Origin of the sequence: Streptomyces sp. NPDC057445, assembly GCF_042802855.1 — a bacterium.
Lineage (GTDB): Bacteria > Actinomycetota > Actinomycetes > Streptomycetales > Streptomycetaceae > Streptomyces.
Genome location: NZ_JBHVDH010000008.1, coordinates 194,416 through 215,799, shown reverse-complemented (window position 1 = coordinate 215,799; position 21,384 = coordinate 194,416). Strand labels below are relative to the sequence as shown.

The 21,384-nt window shown below is 71.3% G+C and carries 19 protein-coding genes and 5 tRNA genes; 15 read left to right on the top strand and 9 right to left on the bottom strand.

All coding sequences use genetic code 11. The features are described from left to right. Positions 1-99: 99 nt before the first annotated feature. The gene (locus ACFU5O_RS19805) at positions 100-789 is read right to left on the bottom strand and encodes a lysophospholipid acyltransferase family protein (protein ID WP_384242265.1); all 690 of its coding nucleotides are present in this window, start codon (positions 787-789) and stop codon (positions 100-102) included. A gap of 232 nt (positions 790-1,021) precedes the next feature. On the opposite strand from ACFU5O_RS19805, the gene ACFU5O_RS19800 reads away from it, so the two are divergent. The 3 genes from ACFU5O_RS19800 (at position 1,022) to ACFU5O_RS19790 (ending at position 3,471) form a co-directional block, all read left to right on the top strand. Continuing rightward, the gene (locus ACFU5O_RS19800) at positions 1,022-2,191 is read left to right on the top strand and encodes a glycerophosphodiester phosphodiesterase (protein ID WP_384242094.1); all 1,170 of its coding nucleotides are present in this window, start codon (positions 1,022-1,024) and stop codon (positions 2,189-2,191) included. A 104-nt stretch (positions 2,192-2,295) separates the two neighbouring features. Next, positions 2,296-2,895 carry a sigma-70 family RNA polymerase sigma factor gene (locus ACFU5O_RS19795; protein WP_384242092.1) on the top strand — a complete coding sequence of 200 codons (600 nt, stop codon included), beginning with the start codon at positions 2,296-2,298 and terminating at the stop codon, positions 2,893-2,895. 36 nt (positions 2,896-2,931) lie between these two features. Next, positions 2,932-3,471 carry a GNAT family N-acetyltransferase gene (locus tag ACFU5O_RS19790; RefSeq protein ID WP_384242090.1) on the top strand — a complete coding sequence of 180 codons (540 nt, stop codon included), beginning with the start codon at positions 2,932-2,934 and terminating at the stop codon, positions 3,469-3,471. Between the two features lie 28 nt (positions 3,472-3,499). Here ACFU5O_RS19790 and ACFU5O_RS19785 read toward each other — a convergent pair whose 3' ends face one another. Together ACFU5O_RS19785 and ACFU5O_RS19780 are read right to left on the bottom strand one after the other, a co-directional pair. Next, positions 3,500-3,943, bottom strand: a complete 444-nt coding sequence (locus tag ACFU5O_RS19785; RefSeq protein ID WP_384242087.1) for a hypothetical protein — start codon at positions 3,941-3,943, stop codon at positions 3,500-3,502. A gap of 2 nt (positions 3,944-3,945) precedes the next feature. Next, positions 3,946-4,305 (bottom strand): hypothetical protein, encoded by a 360-nt coding sequence (locus ACFU5O_RS19780; RefSeq protein ID WP_384242085.1) that lies wholly within the window; start codon positions 4,303-4,305, stop codon positions 3,946-3,948. Positions 4,306-5,033: 728 nt separating this feature from the next. Here ACFU5O_RS19780 and ACFU5O_RS19775 point away from each other — a divergent pair. The 8 genes from ACFU5O_RS19775 (at position 5,034) to ACFU5O_RS19740 (ending at position 16,554) form a co-directional block, all read left to right on the top strand. Continuing rightward, entirely contained in the window at positions 5,034-6,092 is a 1,059-nt protein-coding gene (locus tag ACFU5O_RS19775; protein WP_384242083.1) for a methionine ABC transporter ATP-binding protein, read from the top strand. Next, positions 6,089-6,757 (top strand): methionine ABC transporter permease, encoded by a 669-nt coding sequence (locus tag ACFU5O_RS19770; RefSeq protein WP_384242081.1) that lies wholly within the window; start codon positions 6,089-6,091, stop codon positions 6,755-6,757. The genes ACFU5O_RS19775 and ACFU5O_RS19770 overlap by 4 nt, the downstream gene beginning before the upstream one ends. A gap of 73 nt (positions 6,758-6,830) precedes the next feature. Next, entirely contained in the window at positions 6,831-7,706 is an 876-nt protein-coding gene (locus ACFU5O_RS19765; protein ID WP_384242079.1) for a MetQ/NlpA family ABC transporter substrate-binding protein, read from the top strand. A gap of 168 nt (positions 7,707-7,874) precedes the next feature. Then, positions 7,875-8,519 carry a GNAT family N-acetyltransferase gene (locus ACFU5O_RS19760; protein ID WP_384242077.1) on the top strand — a complete coding sequence of 215 codons (645 nt, stop codon included), beginning with the start codon at positions 7,875-7,877 and terminating at the stop codon, positions 8,517-8,519. Between the two features lie 75 nt (positions 8,520-8,594). Next, positions 8,595-9,830, top strand: a complete 1,236-nt coding sequence (cbiE, locus tag ACFU5O_RS19755; protein WP_384242074.1) for a precorrin-6y C5,15-methyltransferase (decarboxylating) subunit CbiE — start codon at positions 8,595-8,597, stop codon at positions 9,828-9,830. 424 nt (positions 9,831-10,254) lie between these two features. Further along, positions 10,255-13,947 carry a nicotinate-nucleotide--dimethylbenzimidazole phosphoribosyltransferase gene (gene cobT, locus ACFU5O_RS19750; RefSeq protein WP_384242071.1) on the top strand — a complete coding sequence of 1,231 codons (3,693 nt, stop codon included), beginning with the start codon at positions 10,255-10,257 and terminating at the stop codon, positions 13,945-13,947. 476 nt (positions 13,948-14,423) lie between these two features. Then, positions 14,424-15,656, top strand: coding sequence for a uroporphyrinogen-III C-methyltransferase (gene cobA / locus ACFU5O_RS19745; RefSeq protein WP_384242068.1), 1,233 nt, complete (start codon positions 14,424-14,426; stop codon positions 15,654-15,656). 64 nt (positions 15,657-15,720) lie between these two features. Then, positions 15,721-16,554 carry a TrmH family RNA methyltransferase gene (locus ACFU5O_RS19740; protein WP_384242065.1) on the top strand — a complete coding sequence of 278 codons (834 nt, stop codon included), beginning with the start codon at positions 15,721-15,723 and terminating at the stop codon, positions 16,552-16,554. A 65-nt stretch (positions 16,555-16,619) separates the two neighbouring features. Here ACFU5O_RS19740 and ACFU5O_RS19735 read toward each other — a convergent pair whose 3' ends face one another. Beyond that, positions 16,620-17,801 (bottom strand): serine/threonine-protein kinase, encoded by a 1,182-nt coding sequence (locus tag ACFU5O_RS19735; protein ID WP_384242063.1) that lies wholly within the window; start codon positions 17,799-17,801, stop codon positions 16,620-16,622. A gap of 212 nt (positions 17,802-18,013) precedes the next feature. Between ACFU5O_RS19735 and ACFU5O_RS19730 the strand changes: the two genes are divergently transcribed. The 4 genes from ACFU5O_RS19730 (at position 18,014) to ACFU5O_RS19715 (ending at position 20,844) form a co-directional block, all read left to right on the top strand. After that, positions 18,014-18,283: a hypothetical protein gene (locus ACFU5O_RS19730; RefSeq protein ID WP_384242060.1), complete on the top strand. Its 270-nt coding sequence runs from the start codon at positions 18,014-18,016 to the stop codon at positions 18,281-18,283. 188 nt (positions 18,284-18,471) lie between these two features. Beyond that, positions 18,472-18,678, top strand: coding sequence for a hypothetical protein (locus ACFU5O_RS19725; protein WP_384242059.1), 207 nt, complete (start codon positions 18,472-18,474; stop codon positions 18,676-18,678). Positions 18,679-19,544: 866 nt separating this feature from the next. Continuing rightward, positions 19,545-20,510 (top strand): phosphotransferase family protein, encoded by a 966-nt coding sequence (locus tag ACFU5O_RS19720; protein ID WP_384242058.1) that lies wholly within the window; start codon positions 19,545-19,547, stop codon positions 20,508-20,510. Between the two features lie 52 nt (positions 20,511-20,562). Further along, positions 20,563-20,844 (top strand): zf-TFIIB domain-containing protein, encoded by a 282-nt coding sequence (locus ACFU5O_RS19715; protein ID WP_384242056.1) that lies wholly within the window; start codon positions 20,563-20,565, stop codon positions 20,842-20,844. A gap of 58 nt (positions 20,845-20,902) precedes the next feature. On the opposite strand, the gene ACFU5O_RS19710 is transcribed toward ACFU5O_RS19715, so the two are convergent. The 5 genes from ACFU5O_RS19710 to ACFU5O_RS19690 all read right to left on the bottom strand — a co-directional run bounded on the left by ACFU5O_RS19710 (position 20,903) and on the right by ACFU5O_RS19690 (position 21,359). Next, a tRNA-Val gene (locus ACFU5O_RS19710) sits at positions 20,903-20,974 on the bottom strand. Positions 20,975-21,008: 34 nt separating this feature from the next. Further along, positions 21,009-21,080 (bottom strand) — tRNA-Val (locus tag ACFU5O_RS19705). Between the two features lie 21 nt (positions 21,081-21,101). Next, positions 21,102-21,173: transfer RNA gene (locus ACFU5O_RS19700), tRNA-Val, on the bottom strand. Between the two features lies 1 nt (position 21,174). Further along, a tRNA-Cys gene (locus tag ACFU5O_RS19695) sits at positions 21,175-21,248 on the bottom strand. Positions 21,249-21,286: 38 nt separating this feature from the next. Next, positions 21,287-21,359: transfer RNA gene (locus ACFU5O_RS19690), tRNA-Gly, on the bottom strand. Positions 21,360-21,384 lie beyond the last annotated feature (25 nt).

Sequence of the window (21,384 nt, the reverse complement as noted above, 5' to 3'; positions counted from 1 at the left end):
CGGTCGCTCAGGCGGCCATGGCCTCCGTGGCGACTTTGTCCACCGCCCTCGGGGCTCGGCGCTGGGGCGCCTTCCGGGCTTCGGCCGGCGGCCGCAGGCTCAGGCGGCCTTCGCCTTCGTGGCGTACATGTCCACGTACTCCTGGCCCGACAGCCGCATCACCTCGGCCATCACCGAGTCCGTCACCGCCCGCAGGACATAGCGGTCGCGGTCCATGCCCTCGTAGCGCGAGAACTCCATCGGCTTGCCGAAACGGATCGTCACGCGGCCCGGGCGCGGCATTCCCGCGCCGCCCGGCTGGAGCTTGTCGGTGCCGATCATCGCGAACGGGACGACCGGCGCGCCCGTCATCAGGGTCAGCCGGGCGATGCCCGTACGGCCCCGGTACAGGCGGCCGTCGGGGGAGCGGGTGCCCTCCGGGTAGATGCCGAAGACCTTGCCCTCCTCCAGCACCCGGCGGCCGGTCATCAGCGCCGCTACACCGCCGTTCGCGCCGTCCCGGTCGACCGGGATCATGCCGACACCGGTGAAGAACCAGGCCATCAGCCGGCCCTTCATTCCCGTGCCCGTGACGTACTCGTCCTTGCCGATGAAGAAGACCTGCCGGTCGCAGACCAGGGGCAGGAGCATCGAGTCGATGAAGGTCAGGTGGTTGCCGGCGAGGATGACGGGCCCGTCCCCAGGGATGTGCCGGACGCCCTCCACCCGTGGGCGGAACATCAGGCGCAGAATCGGTCCGAGCACTGCCTTGATGAGCGACAAGCGGGACAACGGGTCCTCCGAAGTCAGGGGCGGGCGGGTACGGCCGGCGAAGTCTCTGCAGGTGAGGACGATACTCGCGGGTCCCGCCCCATCGCACATCGGGTTCACACACCAGATACGCAGTGTTGACCTGAGTTTGGGAAGCGTTTGCCCTGGGTCTCCCGCAGGTAACGCTCCGCCACCTAGCGTGGAGCGTCGCGCGGGCCCCTCGGGCAGGTGCGGGACATCACATCTCCTTGGACGCTTCGGAGGAACGCTCATGGCTCAGGGTGCGGACAGAACTCCCGGACGGCGGACCCTTCTGGGCGCCGCGGTGCTCGGTTCGGCTGCCATCGGCATCGGCGGCGCCACGGCGGCGAACGCGGCGGCGTCCGGGGCCCCCTCCGGACGGCACGGCGGTGACCACTCGTACCGGCACCTGCCCGTGCCCACGGTCATCGCGCACCGCGGCGCCAGCGGCTACCGCCCGGAGCACACCCTCGGCTCGTACCAGCTGGCCCTGGACATGGGGGCGCACGTCGTCGAACAGGATCTCGTGCCCACCAAGGACGGGCATCTGGTCTGCCGTCACGAGAACGACATCACGGGCACCACGGACGTTTCCTCGCGTCCCGAGTTCGCGTCGCGCAAGACCACCAGGTCCGTCGACGGTACGAGCCTCACGGGCTGGTTCACGGAGGACTTCACGCTCGCCGAGCTGAAGACGCTGCGCGCCAAGGAGCGCATCCCCGGTACCCGCCAGGAGAACACCCTCTACGACGGCCGCTGGGAGATCCCCACCTTCGAGGAGGTGCTGCGCTGGGCGGACGAGGAGGGCCGCCGCCGCGGACACCCCGTCTGGCTGCACGTCGAGACCAAGCACCCTTCGTACTTCCGCGGTATCGGCCTCGCCCTGGAGGAGCCGCTCGCGAAGCTGCTGCGCCGGTACGGACGCCATCGTGCGAACTCGCCGGTCTTCCTGCAGTCGTTCGAACCGAGCAGCATCCAGCGGCTCGCGAAGCTCGTCTCCTCGCCGCGTGTCGTCCTCCTCTCCGGCGCCGCCACCCGCCCCTGGGACTTCGTCCAGGCCGGCGACCCGCGTACGGTCGCGGACCTCGTCAAGCCCGAGGGCCTCGAGTGGATCGCCTCCTACGCCCAGGGCATCGGCCCCACCCTCGACCTGATCATCCCGAAGGACGCGAACGGCAAGCTCGGGGAGCCGACCACCCTGGTACGGGACGCGCATGCGAAGGGCCTGATCCTCCACCCGTACACGATGCGGAACGAGAACTCGTTCCTGCCCGCCGACTTCCGGCGCGGCACCGATCCGAACGCGTACGGCGATGCGTTCGGAGCCTTCAAGATCTACTTCGAGCAGGGCATCGACGGAATCTTCACCGACAACGCGGACACCGGCCTGCTGGCCCGCGCCGACTTCGTCGACGGCTGACCGCTCGCCCGTCCACCGGTCAGCGGCCGAGCGGCCGCCATACGGTCGGGTGACAGCGGGACGTCGTCGAAACCGCGGCTCGCGGCGGCGGCGTCCCGCCGGTCATGACCACACACGCCGAGCGTCCCCTCCGCCCCGCCCAGCCCGCGCTCCCGGGGGCGCCCGCGCCCGCCGCCGGTAAGTCCGACGGCGCGAGCGCGCTCGTACGGGTACTGCGGCCGCTCGTCGTCGCAGAGGCCGGAGCCGAGGCGTACGACGGAGCCCTGGACTCCGGGGACATCGAACAGGCCGTGTGGGTACGCCTGCTGGAACGGCTCGACGCGCAGGGGCCGCCCGCCGACGCGGCGGGCTGGGTACGCGGAGCGGTGCGCGACGAGGCGCGCCGCGCCCGGCGGCGGGCCGTGCGGGAGCGTCCCTACACGCACGAGCCGGCGGCGGGACCCGCGGCCTGCCCGGAACGGGCCGCCCTCGTCGCCGAACGGCGCCGGGCACTGCGTGCGGCGGTGGCTCGCACCCCCGGGTCCTGCCCGCGGCTGCTCACCGCCATGCTCTCCCCGGTGGACCCCACCTACCGGGAAATCGCAGGACAGTTGGGTATCTCACAAGGAAGTCTGGGGCCGATGCGTTCCCGATGCCTGGGATGTCTGCGCAGAATGCTCGCGGCAGAGGTTGCAGCTCCTGAACCGGGGGGAAAGGAGCGGTAGACAACCGAACAACAGGTGAGCGGGAGGGCATGCCACATGGGCATGAGCGTGACCATCTCAGCGGCAACGGCGCAGGACGCCGAGCACATCCTCAAGCTGCAGTACCTGTGCTACCAGAGCGAGGCCGAGCTCTACGGCGACTACGGCATCGAACCGCTCACCCAGACACTGGACGATCTGAGGGCGGAACTCGCCCGTGGACACGCACTCGTGGCCCGTCTCGGCGACGAAGTGATCGCGTCCGTCCGCGGTGAGATGGACGAGACCGGCACCGCGAGAATCGCCAAGCTCATCGTCCACCCGCGCATGCGTCGGCACGGCCTCGGCGGACGACTGCTCGACGCGATCGAGGCGCGCTTCGCAGGCGGCTCCGAACTGCCCGCCGCCAAGCGCTTCCGGCTCTTCACCGGCCACCGGAGCGAACGCAATCTGCGCCTCTACCGCAGCCACGGGTACGCGCCCGTCTCGACCCAGGACTCCGGACCCAGGCTGACGCTGATCACGCTGGAGAAGGTCGCCGGCGCGGCCGGGGCACGACCGGGACAGCGCCCGGGGGAGTACGCCGCCAGCGCCTAGGAGCGGGGGGATCCGGACAACTTCCGTCTCAGTGCCGGGACTTGCGCAGCCACAGGATGCCGGTGACCGGAAGCAGCACCGGAATGAACAGGTAACCCATCCCGTAGTCGGTCCACACCGTGGCATCGGGGAACGCGGACGGATCCGCCAGCGTCCACGTGCCCACGACCAGTACGCCCACCAGCTCGGCGGCGCACGACACCAGCGCCGCCCTGCGGGCCGTCTCGCCACCGCGCACCAGGGTGTACGTGATGAACGCGTACACCACCGCGGCGATCGCCGAGAGGGAGTAGGCGAGCGGAGCACGCTCGTACTCGGTGGCGATCTGGTAGACCGAGCGCGAGACCGCGCCCACCGACATCACGCCGTACAGCCAGACCACCAGCAGCCCGGGCCCCCGGACCAGCCGGGCGCGTGAGCCGCCGGGCCGCTCCCCGGTGGCGCCGGTGACGTCGGCGCCGGAGTCCGTCATCCTCAGGCCTTCCAGATGTCGTAGAGCCGTACTTCGAGCACCGCGAGCACCACCGCGCCGGCCGCGACCGTCACCGAGCCCCAGCGCGTCCGCTCGGCCAGTGACAGAAAGCCGGCCGCCGGTACCGCGGCGAGTGCGCCGATCAGATACGAAACGAAGATCACCGAGCCTTCGTCGGCCTTCTCGCCGCGCGCCAGCTGCACGATCCCGGTCACCAGCTGCGCCAGCGCCAGCACGGTCACCACGGCCATCCCGATGAAGTGCCAGTCCTTCGTCGGCTGGTCCCGGAACGCGGCGAAACCGCACCAGGCGGCGAGGGCGAGCGCGGCCGCGGAGAGTGCGACCGTCAGGGCGTCGAGCATGGAGCCGAGAGTATTACGGGCCGAAAGGGCCCATGCTCCCGCCCCCCGTGGCCGGGAGCGGCCGTGACGCCCACCGCGGGGACCGGCCCGAGGAGCCCCGAGAGCCGTGACGCCACCGTGGGGGACCGTCGGCGGCGCCCCCGCCCGGGACGGGCCGCGCACCTGCTCGTCCCCGTCGGGCCCCGCCACATGCTCCGGCGGACGCGCCGCTGTTCCACGGCGGCCCGTACCGGCGACGCGAGCACGTGGTCTTGACCACAGCACCTGGTGCGGACGAGCACTGCGCGCGATCCGGTCACGGAGTCGTCGCGGCGTATCGGCGCAGGCCACGGCACAGGTGAAGGGGGAGTGGCCGTCGGCCGCGCGTCCGTACTCCGGACCTGAGCATTCCGGTATACGGACAGCCTTGATCCCCTCGCACGCGTGTCTGCTTTACTTGCCCGCATGACCACGACGAGCAGCCGCATCCTTGCGACCGAGGCGAACACGACGCCCGGTGCTCGTTGTATGTGTCGAATGTGCGCCATCTGAGGGCCCCTGCCTGAGCCTCGCGCCCCGAAGCGAGACCCCGACAGTCGCGCCGTGTCCGCCGTAAGTCCCACGGACCGAGCCCGCCGCGCCTGCACGCTGCCTACACGGCCGTCCGTGCTGCGTCCGACTGTCCGAAGACGACACACCCATGCCCGGCGATACCCCACGCCGCGCACTCGACAGTGACGGAAACCCCTGTGATCACCACTTCTGGCCTCACGAAGGTCTATCAGTCGCGAGGCCGCGACGTCACCGCACTTGACGGCGTCGACCTGAATGTCCGCGAGGGCGAGGTCTTCGGCGTCATCGGCCGCAGCGGAGCCGGCAAGTCCTCCCTCATCCGCTGCGTCAATCTGCTGGAGCGCCCCACCTCCGGCACGGTGACCGTCGACGGCGTCGACCTCACCGCCCTCGCCGGCCGCGGCAACCGCGCCGGCAAGGAACTGCGCCAGGCGCGCAGCCGCATCGGCATGGTCTTCCAGCACTTCAACCTGCTGTCCTCGCGGAGCGTCAAGGACAACATCGAACTCCCCCTGGAGATCCTCGGCGTCTCCGGTGCGGAGCGCTCCCGCCGTGCCCTCGAACTGCTCGACCTCGTCGGCCTTGCCGACAAGGCCAAGGCGTACCCGGGGCAGCTCTCCGGCGGCCAGAAGCAGCGCGTCGGCATCGCCCGGGCGCTGGCCGGCAACCCGAAGGTGCTGCTCTCCGACGAGGCCACGAGCGCCCTCGACCCCGAGACCACCCGCTCGATCCTCCAGCTGCTGCGCGACCTCAACCGCCGACTGGGACTGACCGTGCTCCTCATCACGCACGAGATGGACGTCGTCAAGACGGTCTGCGACTCGGCCGCCCTGATGAAGCGAGGCCGCATCGTGGAGTCCGGAACGGTGAGCGAGCTGCTCGCCACGCCCGGCTCGGAACTCGCCCAGGAACTGTTCCCGGTGACCGGGGACGCCACGGGCCCGGACCGTACGGTCGTCGACGTCACCTTCCACGGCGAGGCCGCCACCCAGCCGGTGATCTCGCAGCTCTCGCGCACCTACAACATCGACATCTCGATCCTCGGCGCCGCGATGGACACCGTCGCCGGCAAGCAGATCGGCCGGATGCGCATCGAACTGCCCGGTCGCTACGAGGACAACGTCGTGCCCGTCGGCTTCCTGCGCGAGCAGGGCCTGCAGGTCGAGGTCGTCGAGGACGAGGCCGGAGACGTACCCGCGCCGCGCACGGAACTGGTGAAGGAGACCGTCAAGTGACGTGGTCGGAGATGCAGCCGCTGCTGACCCAGGGCACCGTCGACACCCTCTACATGGTCCTGTGGTCCACGGTCGTCACCGTCATCGGCGGCCTCCCGCTCGGCATTCTGCTGGTCCTCACCGACAAGGGCGGTCTGCTGCAGAACACCCCGGTGAACAAGGCCGTCGGCGTGATCGTGAACATCGGCCGATCGCTGCCGTTCATCATCCTGCTGATCGCGCTGATCCCCTTCACCACCGCCGTGGTCGGCACCTTCATCGGCCCCACCGCCATGATCGTGCCGCTCGCCGTCGGCGCCATCCCCTTCTTCGCGCGGCTCGTCGAGACGGCGATCCGCGAGGTCGACCACGGACTGGTCGAAGCGGTCCAGTCCATGGGCGGCTCCATCCCGACGATCATCCGCAAGGTGCTGCTCCCGCAGGCCCTGCCCTCGATCGTCGCCGCCGTCACCACCACCGTGATCGTTCTCGTCGGCTACTCGGCGATGGCGGGCGCGGTCGGCGGCGAGGGCCTCGGATCGAAGGCCGTCACCTACGGCTTCCAGCGGTTCGAGACCCAGTTCATGCTCATCACCGTCGTCATCCTGATCGCCGTCGTCACGGTCGCGCAGCTGATCGGCGACGGAATCGTACGGCTGCTGGCCCGCCGCGGCCGCACCGTCTGAGCGCCCCCCACCACCCGCAGCCCGCACTCCTTGTTCGGGCGTACCACCGCAACACCAGAAAGAGGCACTTTTCGTGCGTAACCAGCGTAGGAACACCAAGCTCACCGCGATCGCAGCCGCCACCGCCGCCCTCGCCCTCGGCCTCACCGCCTGCGGCACCGCCTCGGACCCGGGTGCCAAGGCCGTGTCCGGCGACAAGGCCGCTGCCGCGGGCGAGCCGCTCGTCGTCGCCGCGTCCCCCACGCCGCACGCCGACATCCTCGAGTTCGTCAAGAAGAACCTCGCGGACAAGGCCGGACTCAAGCTGGAGGTCAAGGAGTTCACGGACTACGTCCTGCCGAACACCGCCACCCAGCAGGGCCAGGTCGACGCCAACTTCTTCCAGCACAAGCCGTACCTGGACGACTTCAACCAGAAGAACAAGACCACCATCGTCCCGGTCGTCAACGTCCACCTCGAGCCGCTCGGCCTCTACTCCAAGACGGTCAAGTCCCTCAAAGACATCAAGGCCGGCCAGACCATCGCCGTCCCCAACGACACCACCAACGAGGGCCGTGCGCTCCAGCTGCTCGCCGAGAACGGCCTGATCACCCTCAAGGACGGTGTCGGCACCAGCGCCAAGCTCTCCGACATCACCGACAAGAAGGGCCTGGAGTTCAAGGAGCTGGAGGCCGCCACCGTGCCCCGCGCCCTGAACGACGTCGACGCGGCCGTCATCAACGGCAACTACGCCATCGAGGCCGACCTCGAGCCCGCCAAGGACTCCCTGGCGCTGGAGAAGGCTGAGGGCAACCCGTACGCCAACTTCCTCGCGGTCAAGAAGGGCAACGAGAACGACCCCCGGGTCAAGACCCTCGCCAAGCTTCTCAACTCCCCCGAGGTGAAGAAGTACATCGAGGACACCTACACCGGCTCGGTCGTCCCGGCCTTCGGCGCTCCCGCCAAGTGACGCCCCGGTCAAGGACCTTGTGAACGAAGGCCCCGTGCACCCGTCGGTGCCCGGGGCCTTCGGCGTGTCCCTCCGGCGTACCGACCCGGCCATGCACACCGACCACCCGATGCTGCATGCTGTGCCTTTACGGCCCTTACGACTACGGCCCTTTCGACGGTCTTCGGCATGGAGCTGCGCATGACTACCACCTTTCCGGACATCTCCATCAGCACGGAGCGGTTGGTGCTGCGCGCTTTCGAGTCCGCCGACATCCCGGCCCACACCGAGATGATGAACGACGAGATGATCACCACCTGGACCTCCGTCCCGCACCCCTACACCGAGCGGGACGCCGAGGAATGGGTGCGCAGTATCGCTCCTGCAGAGCGCACGGAAGGCCGGGGCATCGTCTTCGCCGTCACGGAATTCCTCACCCAGAGGCTGGTCGGCGTGGTGCATCTGCAGAACACCGACTGGCGAATCCTCGCCACAGAGGCGGCGTACGCCACGGCCCCTTGGGCGCGCGGCGAGGGCTACGCCACCGAATCCATGCTCGCCGTCGCCCAGTGGCTCTTCCGTGACCAGAAGTTCGAACGGATCGAAGTACGCACCGCGGCCGACAACACCGCGTCCCAGCAGGTCGCCCAGAAGATCGGCTGCATCAGCGAGGGGGTCCTGCGCAACGCCTTCATAGCGCGCACCCGGACCGAGAGCGGCTGGGCCGACATCAGGTCCGACCTGATCGTCTGGAGCCTGCTCCCCGAGGACCTCGACGGCGTCGCCGACCAGATGGCCGATGCCGGATATTCCTCCTTCGCCGACTGGAACTGATACCAGGTACGCTCACGACCTGCGGCAACGCAAAGCGACCTCAGCGACCTCAGCGATTCCAGGAGACAGACGACGATGGCCGACCGGGTCACGGTGATCGGCTGGGACGGGTCCCCTCTGACCTCGTCGGCCAGGTCCGCCCTGTCCGCCGCCACGCTGGTCGCAGGGGCCGCCCACCATCTGGCGCTCCCCGAGGTGCCCGGGAACGCCGAGCGCATACGGCTCGGCAGTGTCGACCTCGCCGCCCGCAGGATCGCCGGACACCGGGGCAGCCCCGTCGTCCTGGCCGACGGCGACCCCGGCTTCTTCGGAGTCGTCCGCACCCTGCGCGCACCCCAGCACGGTCTCGAGGTCGAGGTCGTGCCCGCGGTCTCCTCGGTCGCCGGAGCGTTCGCCCGCGCCGGAATGCCGTGGGACGACGCGCAGGTGGTCGTCGCCCAGCAACGTACGCTCCGGCGCGCCGTGAACGTCTGCCGCGCGCACCCCAAGGTCGCGGTCCTGACCTCCCCGGGCGCCGGGCCCGCTGAGCTCGCCCTCCTGCTCGACGGCGTCCACCGCACCTTCGTCATCTGCGAGGAGCTCGGCACCGAACGCGAACAGGTCACCGTGCTCACCTCCGACAAGGTCGCCGACCACACCTGGCGGGACCCGAACGTCGTGATCGTCATCGGTGGCGCCGCGGCCGCGGCCGTGTCCGGCAGCGGCTGGGCGGCGGGCCGTGAGCCCGGCTATCCGTCGGCCGCAAGGGGCTGGGCGCTGGTACCGGAGCCGGGCCGGCACCCCGTGGGCGAGGGAGAGTCGGTGCACCTGCGCGCCGCCCAGCTCGCCCGCCTCGGCCCGCGCCTGGGCGATCTCGTCTGGGACATCGGCTGCGGCAGCGGGGAACTCGCCGCCGACGCGGCCCGCTTCGGTGCCGCTGTGATCGCCGTCGACGACGACCCGGCTGCCTGCATCAGGACCGACGCCGCCGCGCGGCGGCACGGCGTCCAGCTCCAGACCGTGCGGGGCCGGGCGCCCCACGTGCTCGAGAGGCTCCCCGAACCCGATGTCGTACGCATCGGCGGCGGGGGAGTGCCGGTGGTCACCGCCTGCGCCGACCGCCGCCCCGAGCGCATCGTCACCCACGCCTCCACCCGCGACGAGGCCGAGGCCGTCGCCGCCGCCCTCGCCGACGGCGGATACGCCGTCGAATGCGCCCTGCTCCAGTCCGTCGAGCTGGACCCCGGCACGTGGGAGGAGCGGGAGCGCTCGGTCGTCTTCCTGCTCTCCGGGCGACTCGAGCGGCGCGACGGGGGCACCGCGCGGCCGTAGGCGTTCCGGGGCCGGTGCGCCTACGGCGGCCGGGGCGGCCGGTGCAGCCGGGCGGTCCGCGGGACGGCCCGATCGCGCCCCCTGACCTCGGCGCCATGCCGCGGCGCGGTAGGCTGGCCGATCGTTGTACCGCAGCCGGTCGTTCGTTGATTCGTTCGTCAATGTCCGGAAAAGGGGACTGTCTTGGGTCCCGATGTGATACGGCGCGACCGGGGGGTGCGCAACGTGGCGCAGTCCACATCAAACCGTGGCGAATCTTGCTGCCATGGACGCGAACGGCCACGACAATGCTTGGTGTCCGTGGGCTTACGTGCCGCGCGGCGCACACGCTCGTTCTTATAGGTGACGGGCACCGGGAGTGTGTCGCGATCGGGCGCCCCGGGCGAAGGTCTGAAGGAGCACAACCGATGGGCGAGGGGTACGCATGACTGACACCGGCCAGATCCCGGGCGAGGGGCTGCCGGAGAACGCAGGCATGGTGGAGCAGCCGGGCATCCCCGCTCCGGGCGCGTACACCTTCCTCGACCCCTCCGGGAACGCAGCCGAATCCGTCGGCGATGACGACGACCTGCTGCTGATGCCGGGCGCACAGGGCGCGTGGAGCGAGCCCCAGCCGCTGACTCCGACGGCCGTCCCGGTTTCGGCGGTCGCCCCGGTCGTCCCGGTCGTCCCGGCGGCGGCACCGGTTGCTCCTGCCGTACCTGCCGTTCCCATCGCTCAGGTCGCCACCTCCGTCACCGCTCCTGCTGCTCCTGCCGCTCCCGTGGCGCCTCAGGCCCAGGCCGTGCGGCCGGTGATGGAGGGCGTGGCGCCGGGAGCCGCCGCGGCGGCCGTTCAGGCGGCAGTGCAGCACGCTGCGCCCCAGGTGGCCCCGCCTGCGGCGACCGCCCCGTCGGCGCATGCCGTGTCCGTTTCGCCGGAACCGGTCGCGGCCGAGGCTGTCGTGCCGTCCATGCCGTCCATGCCGTCCGTCTCGGCGGCACAGGATGTCCTGGCGACCGCCGTGTCCGTGCCCCAGCCCGTGGCGGACGCCGGGCTCGCGGCGCCCGTCGCGCAGGAGCCGGACGTGCACGGGCAGGCCGTACCGCAGCAGTTCGCCTCGGAGTCGGCGGTGCCTGAGAGCGTCATGCACGAGGAGATCCCGGAGACCGGCATGCATGAGACCGGCGTTCCCGGGACGGGCCATTACGAGACCGGCGTTCACGAGGCCGGTGTTCAGGAGACCGGCGTTCACGAGACCGGCGTTCACGAGGCCGGGGCGCATGAGGCCGGCGGCCGGGACTCGGGTTCGCTCGACCTCGGGGGCGTACGTGTTCCGCCGCCCGCCTCCTCGGCCACCACCCATACGCCGCCTCCGGGGCGTCGTCCGCTCCACATGGGCCCGCCCGTGCCCGACGCCACCGGTGGTGTCGTGCGCTCGCTGTCCGACCGCGGCCCCGCCGGCCGGTCGGGCAACGGCTCCGGTCACACGCCGCCGCACCCCGTACCGGTCCGCCACCCGGGCCCGCCCACCACCGGTCCCGAGTACCTCGACGTACCCCGAGAGGAGCCGGCGACGGCCGCCGCGACACAGCCGGGAGAGGCTCCGTCGCAGGGGGCCACGCCCTGGATCCCCACGCCCGTGCCGTCCACGGCCGCAGCACCGGTACCAGCAGAAACGGTCGGCCCGCAGACCGCGCCGGTTGCCGCGGAGACCACCGCGGCGGCACCCGCCGACGTCCCTGCCGACGTCCCGGCCGATGTCCCGTCCGGGGTTCCCGACGTGGCTCCTGAGCCCGTCGCCCTCGGCCACTCCCTGCCCGCGGACACCGCTCTCGCGAACAGTTCGAGCCCGACCCTTGCGCCGGTGGCTGTCATGGCCCCTTCCGAGACGGAGTCGGCAACCCAGGAGCCCGCGCTTCACGAGCCCGCACTCCACCAGCCCGCGGCCGTAGCACCCGAGCCGGGCGCCGAGGAGCCCACGGCTGGACAGGCGGCCGAACCGGTCGCCGAGCAGGTCGCCGAACAGGTCGCCGAGCCCATGGCTGAGCCGGTGGTTCAACGGGTGGTGGCGGCGGACGACTCCGTCACGGCAGAATCCATGACCGCGGAGTCCGTCACCGACGAGGAGGCGGCACAGCTCGCAGAGCACGTCGCCGCCACGCAGCCGGTGTCCGAAGAATCCGCGTCCGTGCCACGCCCCGCTACGGAGCCCGCGCCGGTCGCCGTCGTACCCGCCCCGCGCAACGGCAGCAGCGACGACCTGCCGCCCGCGGAGCCCCTGGGGACGCCTGAGGGCGAGCCCGAACTGCTCGATGAAACGGTGGAACCGCAGATGGCCGTGGAGCCCACGTACGAGTCGGCGGCGGAGTCCGTCGCCGTCGACGAGGTCGACGTGGCCACCGGTACGCGCGCGCCCGGATACGACGACGCCGAGCGCGAGGCGGTACTCCGCGTGATGCGCGAACGCCGGGACATCCGCAACGGCTTCCGCAGCGACCCCATCCCGCACGAGGTCCTTCTGCGGGTCCTCGAAGCGGCGCACACCGCGCCGAGCGTGGGGCACTCCCAGCCGTGGGACTTCGTGGTCATCCGCTCGGCCGAGACCCGTCGCAGCATGCACGAGCTCGCCCAGCGCCAGCGCGAGGCGTACGCGAAGTCGCTGCCCAAGGGCCGGGCGAAGCAGTTCAAGGAACTGAAGATCGAGGCCATCCTCGACACACCGGTGAACATCGTGGTCACCGCCGACTCCACCCGCGGCGGCCGCCACACCCTCGGCCGGCACACCCAGCCGCAGATGGCCCCGTACTCCTCCGCACTCGCCGTCGAGAATCTCTGGCTCGCCGCCCGGGCAGAGGGCCTCGGCGTCGGCTGGGTCAGCTTCTTCGACGAGCGCGAGATGGTCCGCGCGCTCGGTCTGCCCGAGCACCTCGAGGTCGTCGCGTACCTCTGTGTCGGGTACGTCGACGAGTTCCCCGAGGAGCCCGAGCTGATGCAGGCGGGCTGGTCGAAGCGCCGCCCGCTGTCCTGGGTCGTCCACGAGGAGACGTACGGCCGCCGCGCCCTGCCCGGCGAGGAGCCGCACGACCTGCTCCAGGAGACCGTCTCCAACATCCGCCCGCTGGACGCCAAGGCGCTCGGAGAGGCGTGGGAGCGGCAGAAGCGGATGACGAAGCCCTCCGGGGCGCTCGGCATGTTGGAGATCATCTCCGCGCAGCTCGCCGGTCTGTCCCGGATGTGCCCGCCGCCGATTCCGGAGCCCGCAGCGGTCGCGATCTTCGCCGGGGACCACGGGGTGCACGCCCAGGGCGTCACCGCCTGGCCCCAGGAGGTGACCGGCCAGATGGTCGCGAACTTCCTCGGCGGGGGCGCGGTCTGCAACGCTTTCGCCAACCAGGTCGGCGCGGAGGTCTGCGTCATCGACGTCGGCGTGGCGTCCGACCTGCCGGCCACTCCCGGACTCCTGCCGCGGAAGGTCCGCCCCGGCACGGCCGACTTCACGACGGGGCCCGCGCTCACCCGCGAGGATGTCCTCTCGGCGATCGAGGTCGGCATCGAGACCGCGCGTGATCTCGTCGCCGCGGGTAACAAGGCGCTGCTCACCGGGGAGATGGGCATCGCCAACACCACCGTGTCGGCCGCGCTCATCTCCGTGTACACGGGGGTGGACCCGGTCGAGGTCACCGGGCGGGGCACCGGCATCAACGACGAGATGCACGCGCGGAAGGTGGACGTCGTCCGGCGTGCGCTGGACCTCCACCAGCCGGATCCCGCCGATCCGGTCGGCGTCCTCGCGGCGGTCGGCGGCCTGGAGCACGCGGCGCTGGTCGGCTTCATCCTCGGTGGCGCCTCGCTGCGTACGCCGGTCGTCCTCGACGGGGTTTCGGCGGGCGCCGCGGCTCTGGTTGCCCGGGCGGTGGCGCCGGAGGCCCTCGCCGCCTGCATCGCGGGCCACCGCAGCGCGGAGCCGGGGCACGTGGCGGCCCTCAACAAGCTGGGGCTCCGTCCGCTGGTCGATCTCGACCTCCGCCTCGGCGAGGGCACGGGCGCGCTGCTGGCCCTCCCGCTGGTCCAGAGCGCGGCACGGGCGATGCATGAAGTGGCGACGTTCGACTCGGCGGGCGTCACGGAGAAGTAGCGGGTCGCTCGCGTGCGCGGGCGTGGCTGGGTTGTCGTGGTTGGCCGGTGCCGTGTTGTTGGCCGGGGTGTCCGTCCTCAATTGCCGGACGGGCTGGGTTGTCGTGGTCGGCCCGGACCGGGTCGCGGGCGTTGGGGGCCGTTCCGGGGCTCGCATCCGGGACGGCATGATTTACGGCGCGCTGACCGGTACCCGATGGCTACGCCTGCGCCGCGCCACAAATCACGCTTTAGTGTCCCGACACGACCCCTCCACGGCCCCCTCGTGGCCGGGGGCGGGGGCCGATCGCCGTGGTCGCATCGAGCCGGTCCGCCGCTTGAGTACGGGCACTCCGGCCGCCCACCCGGTTCCACGCACCCCGCACCCCCGGGAGGCTCGCGGCCCGGATGTGTGGCCCCCGTAAAGTAATCCCCGTCCCCACCAGCCGCTTCACCGTCGCAGCGGCCCGCACCGCCGCCCCGAGGAGCTGCACCGCCATGGCCGAGCACGCCGAGCACCCCGCCTATCCCGTAGGACTCCGTCTCTCCGGGCGGCACGTCGTCGTCATCGGCGGCGGTCAGGTCGCCCAGCGCCGTCTCCCGGCGCTGATCGCGGCCGGTGCCGAGGTCACCCTGATCTCCCCGTCGGCGACCCCCTCCGTCGACGCCATGGCCGACGCCGGCGAGATCACCTGGATCAGGCGGCGTTACGAGGACGGGGACCTCACCGACGCCTGGTACGCGCTCGTCGCCACCAGCGATCCCGTCGCGAACGAGGCAGCCTCCGCCGAGGCCGAGCGCAGCAGGACATGGTGCGTACGCTCCGACGACGCGGAAGCGGCCACCGCCTGGACGCCGGCCACCGGTCGCAGTGAGGGCGTGACCGTCGCGGTCCTCACCGGAAAGGACCCGCGCCGTTCCGCGGCGGTGCGCGACGCCATCGTGGAAGGGCTGCGTGACGGCTCACTCGCCGCGCCCCACCACCGCACCCGCGCCCCGTTCGTCGCCCTGGTCGGCGGCGGCCCCGGCGACCCCGATCTGATCACGGTCCGCGGCCGTCGGCTTCTCGCCGAGGCCGACGTCGTCATCGCCGACCGCCTCGGCCCGCGCGACCTGCTCGACGAACTTCCCCCGCACGTCGAGGTGATCGACGCCGCGAAGATCCCGTACGGCCGGTTCATGGCCCAGGAGGCCATCAACAACGCCCTCATCGAGCACGCCAAAGCCGGCAGGTCCGTGGTCCGCCTCAAGGGCGGAGACCCGTTCGTCTTCGGCCGCGGCATGGAGGAGGCCCAGGCCCTCGCGGAAGCGGGCATCCCCTGCACGGTCGTCCCCGGGATCTCCAGTTCCATCTCCGTCCCCGGTGCCGCGGGCATCCCGGTGACGCACCGGGGCGTCGCCCACGAGTTCACGGTCGTCAGCGGTCATGTCGCGCCGGACGACCCGCGTTCCCTGGTCGACTGGCAGTCGCTCGCCAAGCTGCGCGGCACCCTCGTGATCCTCATGGGCGTCGACAAGATCGGCGCGATCGCCGAGGCCCTCGTCGCACACGGCAAATCGCCTGAAACCCCACTGGCCCTGGTCCAGGAAGGCACCACCGCCGCCCAGCGCCGGGTCGACGCGACACTCGCGACGGTCGCGGAGGTCGTCCAGGCCCACGACGTAAGGCCTCCCGCGGTCATCGTCATCGGCGAGGTCGTCGCCGTCGGCGCCTCCGCCCCACACGCGTAACCAGCGGTAACCAATCCTCGCCCGCGCCGTTGGCACAACTCCCCGGACAAGGCAGTATCACCCTGTGGCTGATCTCATCACCGTCGACGACCCCGACGACCCGCGTCTTCGCGACTACACGGGCCTGACCGACGTCGAGCTCCGGCGCAAGCGCGAGCCCGCCGAAGGTCTCTTCATCGCCGAGGGCGAGAAGGTCATCAGGCGGGCCAAGGACGCTGGTTACGAGATGCGTTCGATGCTTCTCTCGGCCAAGTGGGTCGACGTCATGCGTGATGTCATCGACGAGCTCCCGGCCCCCGTGTACGCCGTGACTCCGGAACTCGCCGAACGCGTCACCGGCTACCACGTGCACCGCGGCGCGCTCGCGTCGATGCAGCGCAAGCCGCTCCCGGCGGCCCACGACCTGCTCCGGAGCGCACGCCGCGTCGTGATCATGGAGTCGGTCAACGACCACACCAACATCGGCGCGATCTTCCGCAGCGCCGCCGCGCTCGGCATGGACGCCGTCCTCCTCTCGCCGGACTGCGCGGACCCGCTCTACCGCCGCTCGGTGAAGGTGTCGATGGGGGCGGTCTTCTCAGTCCCGTACGCCCGCCTGGAAACCTGGCCCAGAGGTCTGGAAGCGGTCCGGGAGGCGGGTTTCAAGCTCCTCGCCCTCACACCGGACGAGAAGGCGTCCGCCATCGACGAGGCGGCCCCCCATCGCCTGGACCGGGTCGCACTCATGCTCGGCGCGGAGGGCGACGGGCTTTCCAGGCAGGCCCTGATGGCCGCCGACGAGTGGGTCCGTATCCCGATGGCGCACGGCGTGGACTCGCTGAACGTGGGCGCCGCGGCTGCGGTCGCGTTCTACGCGGTCGCGACGGGCCGTCCCGGGAACCCCGGCCGCGCGGACTAGGGTCTTTCGTTCGGATCAGGCCGGATCGGTGAGCGGGGGTCTGGCGGCGGGCATCGCGGGAGGCCCTAGCCGCGCAGCCCCTGGGCCACGGTGATCCCCAGGGCCACGACGAGCGTCACGACGACGAACACGAAGATCCGCTGACGCAGCAGCCGCGGATTGGCGGGTCTGCGGCCGGTGGACGTCGTCCGTACCCCGGGCCGCGAAGAAGTCCGGCCCGTGCCCGAGCCGCCCCGGGACGCCGAGGGCCGGGAACCACCCGTACGCGGCGGGGAAGGACGCGACCCCCGGTCCCTCGGCGCGGGAGCCAGGGCCGCCGCGTGCCCCTGCGTGGTCCGCTCCGTGAACCGCGCGGTGTGACGCCCCGACGACAGATCCTGCTCCTTGCGCTCGCGCTGCGCCGGGGGACGTGCCTCCGGTACCCCCTGCGCCTCGCGAGCGGCGATCTCCTTCAGTCGCATCGACAGCTGCAGGGTGCTCGGGCGCTGCTCCGGGTCCTTCGCCAGGCACGCCCGCAGCAGCGGAGCGAGCGCGTCGGGTACGCCGTAGAGCTGCGGCTCCTCGTGCACCACCCGGTAGAGCATGACCTCGGAACTGCCGTGCCCGAAAGGCGAGTCGCCGGTCGCTGCGTACGCGAGCGTCGCCCCCAGCGAGAACACGTCGGTCGCGGGTGTGACCGCCGCACCGCGCACCTGCTCGGGTGCGAGGAAGCCGGGCGAGCCCACGGCCGTGCCGACGTGGGTGAGCGTGGACGCGCCTGTCGCCCAGGCGATGCCGAAGTCGATGATCCTCGGCCCCTTGGGGGAGAGCAGGATGTTCGACGGCTTCAGGTCGCGGTGTACGACCCCGGCCTCGTGGACGGCCACCAGCCCCTCCGAGAGCGCCGCCCCGACCGCCGCGGTCTCGGCCGCCGAGAGCGAGCCACCCTCCGCGACCTTGTCGTGCAGCGAGGGCCCGGGGACGTACTGAGTGGCGAACCAGGGACGGTCGGCCTCGAGATCGGCGGCGACCAGCCGGGCCGTACAGCCGCCCCGGATGCGCCGTGCGGCGGACACCTCGCGGGCGAACCGGGAACGGAACTCCTGATCCTCCGCCAGATCCGGACGGATCACCTTCAGTGCGACGCGCTGCCCGCGGCGGTCCGAACCCAGGTACACGACCCCCATCCCGCCCGCGCCCAGCCGCCGGTGAAGCCTGAACGAGCCGACGACACGCGGATCCTCGCGCCGGAGCCGCATCATCGCCATGTCCATCCCCGCCGGCCGGTTTCCGATATCCGTTTGACGTGGCACAGCTTACGTATCCGTAGCCCGGTGTGCTCATAGGCCGCGCCCTCGCGTGGCCGATCGATTGTCAGTGCCCGGTGGGAGACTTGAAGGGTGGTCAGGAACCCCTGGGATCCAGGGGTGCCGGCCCGTGCAAGATCCCAATGATCCGTCGCAGAAGGGGGATTGGATCGATGAAGGGCGACCGGGTGGAGATAGTCGTGGACGCGGGAGACACGACGAGGACATACGAAGTGGTGGCGAGCAGGGCGGGGCGCCGGGTGGAGACCGCGGTGCGCAGGGGCGTGGTGGAAGTGAGCGAAGTCACTCGCAACGGTTCGGTCGTACGGACAGCCCGCTTCATGGCCAACCGCGTACTGGCGCTGGTCGAGCAGCCGGTGCCGGCGGACGACCCGTCGGAAGGCCCGGCGAGGGGTCCCCTCCGGGAAGACCCCCAGGACTAGGTCCACATCTCCACCCTGGGGAGTACTCCGACGGTGGCCGGCTCATCCTCCTGGAGGCCCGGGATTCGGTACGCGGGCATGACGCCTGGGCCCGGCCGCGTCCCTAGTGTTGAGGTCAAGCGGCGGGTGCGGCACTCGTCCCCCGAGGTCAGGTACTCGCCGCTGCCACATACGACAGGAGAGGACCCATGGCGGACACGGCATCGCGGACCATGATCCGCACGCAGGGACGCAAGGCGTTTGCCGCGTTCGGCGGACGCCCGTCCGGTCGGCGTCACCCGCTGGTGGCGACGGCGATGGTGCTCCCTCTTGCGGCCCTGCTCGTGGTCGCCTTCGGCGGCTGGGAAGCGGTGGTCACACAGGCGTCGTCCGTGGGCGTGATGCTGGGGCGCTGAGCGGCGCCCCGGACCTGGGAGAGCGGCCCGGGTCGGGGACATCCCACCCAAAGCCCCGTGGGGACGGGGGTGCGGCGGACGACTGCGTTCGGCCGGCCAGCTGGGGAGCTGGCCGGCCAACGCCATTTTTTTCGGGCGCCGGTGTGGTTGTCGTGGTTGGCCGGTGCGGGTCCGCTGCACGGTGCCGGGTGTGGTTGTCGGTGTTGGCCGGTGCCGTGTTGTTGGCCGGTGTGTCCGTCCTCAAGTGCCGGACAGGCTGGGTTGTCGGGGTCGGCCGGTACCGGGTGGTGGGCGTTGGGGGCCGTTCCGGGGCTCGCATCCGGGACGGCATGATTTACGGCGCGCTGACCGGCACCACAAAGGGCAGCGCCCGCGCCGCGCCACAAATCACGCTTTAGTGTCCCGGACACGACCCCTCCACGGCCCCCCTCGGGGCCGGGGGTGGTGGGCCGATCGCCATGTGTCGGCTGAACCCCCCACCGGGCGGCAGTCGGCAGCGCGGCCGGGGCGGGGCCGTGCAGGGTCGGCCCCGCAGGGGACGGCGGGACTACTGGTTGCCTGCGAGGTGGGCGGTACGCCGCCGTCCCCGAGGAGTCGAGCCCGGAGGGGCCCCGCCCCCCACCCACCGACAGCCCCCGCCCAAGCCTGTTGGGGGTCCCCCCGGACGAAGTCTGGGGGAGTTTGAGGACGGACACACCGGCCGCGGTCACGGACCCGGCCAACCCCGACAACCCAAGCCCGTCCGGCGCTTGAGGACGGACACCCCGGCAACCGTCACGGACCCGGCCAACCCCGACAACCACACCCGCACCGTCGACCGACGCACACGCGCCGACACCGGAATCGCCGGGGGCTAGGCTCGCCGGGTGGACGAGGGCAACAGCAAGGTCGTGCGGGTGCTTTCAGAGGCCGCGACGGCCGCCGCCCACGCGGCCGGGCAGACCGCGTGCCGGGCCTGCGGGCGGGACGGCAAGGTGCTGGCGTGGCGTGACGACGGCGTGGTCGTACGGCACGGGCAGGCCGTGGCGAAGGCGCACGCCCACGGGACCGATCCCGAAGGGCACCGCGTGCGCGTCGCCGTCGCGGCGCACCCCGCGCTGGCCGGGATCCTGCTGGCGCCGATCCCGCACGCCGCAGCCGCGGTCGACGGACGCCTGGTCACCGCGTGGCCCTATGGGAGCCCCGTGGACCCCGCGGACCCCGATGCCGCCCCGTGGGAGGAGACCGCCGCGCTTCTCGCGCGGCTGCATTCCGTGCCTGCCGAGAATCTGCCGGGGCCGCTGCCCGCCATGCGCGGGCCCGCGAAGGCGGCTGCTGCCGTCGCACGGATTCCGCCGGGTCATCCCGCGGCCGGGCCTGTGCTCGACGCCTGGGCGGGGCTGCCCGCATGGGCGCGTGACGAGGCTCCCGCACCCCGTCCACCCCGGCTCTGCCACGGAGATCTGCATCTGGGCCAGCTGGTGAGGCACCCCCCGCCCGATGGACCCTGGGTGCTCATAGACGTCGACGATCTCGGGCTCGGTGACCCTGCCTGGGACCTGGCCCGTCCGGCCGCCTGGTACGCGGCGGGGCTGCTGCCGCCCGATGTGTGGACCCGTTTCCTCACCGCGTACCAGGCCGCCGGCGGTCCCGCCGTACCGCCCGGTTCTCGAGATCCCTGGTCCCAACTGGACGTCCCCGCACGGGCGCTGACCGTTCAGACCGCCGCCCTCGCACTGGCGAAGAGTGTCGCGGAGGAACGCGAGCTGGACGAGGTGGAGCTGCTCATGACCGATGCATGTGCCCGAATTGCCGCCCTCCCGCCCGAGTTGGAGGGCATGATCCCGTCGTAAAGTGACCACAGGTGAGCCCGTTCAACCGACCGGCGAGGAGCTGAGCCGAACCATGCAGTGTCCCAAGTGTCATGCGCCCATGCACACGTACAACCGCAATGGCGTCCAGATCGAGCAGTGCAGCGGCTGCCGGGGGATATTCCTCGACTACGGCGAGCTGGAGTCGCTGACCCGCCTGGAGTCCCAGTGGGCCCAGCAGGCCCCGCCCGCGCCGCCGGCCCCCCAGGCCTACCCCGCCCCTGCCGCCCCTGCCTGGGGCGCCCCGCACCACGGCCACCACGGGCATCACGGCAGCCACCAGCGAGGCTTCGGCCGGATGCTCTTCTCCTCCTGAACAGGGGTGGGAACGACGGAGCCCCCGGCCGCATCAGGCGGCCGGGGGCTCCGGGCTGTGGACGATACTGGGATTGAACCAGTGACCTCTTCCGTGTCAGGGAAGCGCTCTCCCGCTGAGCTAATCGTCCTCGGGACCATGATCAGAAGGTCATGGGCACTGCGTGCGCGATACTGGGATTGAACCAGTGACCTCTTCCGTGTCAGGGAAGCGCTCTCCCGCTGAGCTAATCGCGCGAGGGACCCTCGCAGGTCCAGTGGACGATACTGGGATTGAACCAGTGACCTCTTCCGTGTCAGGGAAGCGCTCTCCCGCTGAGCTAATCGTCCTTGGAGGTGGAGACGGGATTTGAACCCGTGTAGACGGCTTTGCAGGCCGTTGCCTCGCCTCTCGGCCACTCCACCAGGAGCTGCAGGGGTTCTCGGGAAGATCCCCCACTTCGAGCGGACGACGAGATTCGAACTCGCGACCCTCACCTTGGCAAGGTGATGCTCTACCAACTGAGCCACGTCCGCCTGTCGTTTCCGTTGCGCTTTCGCG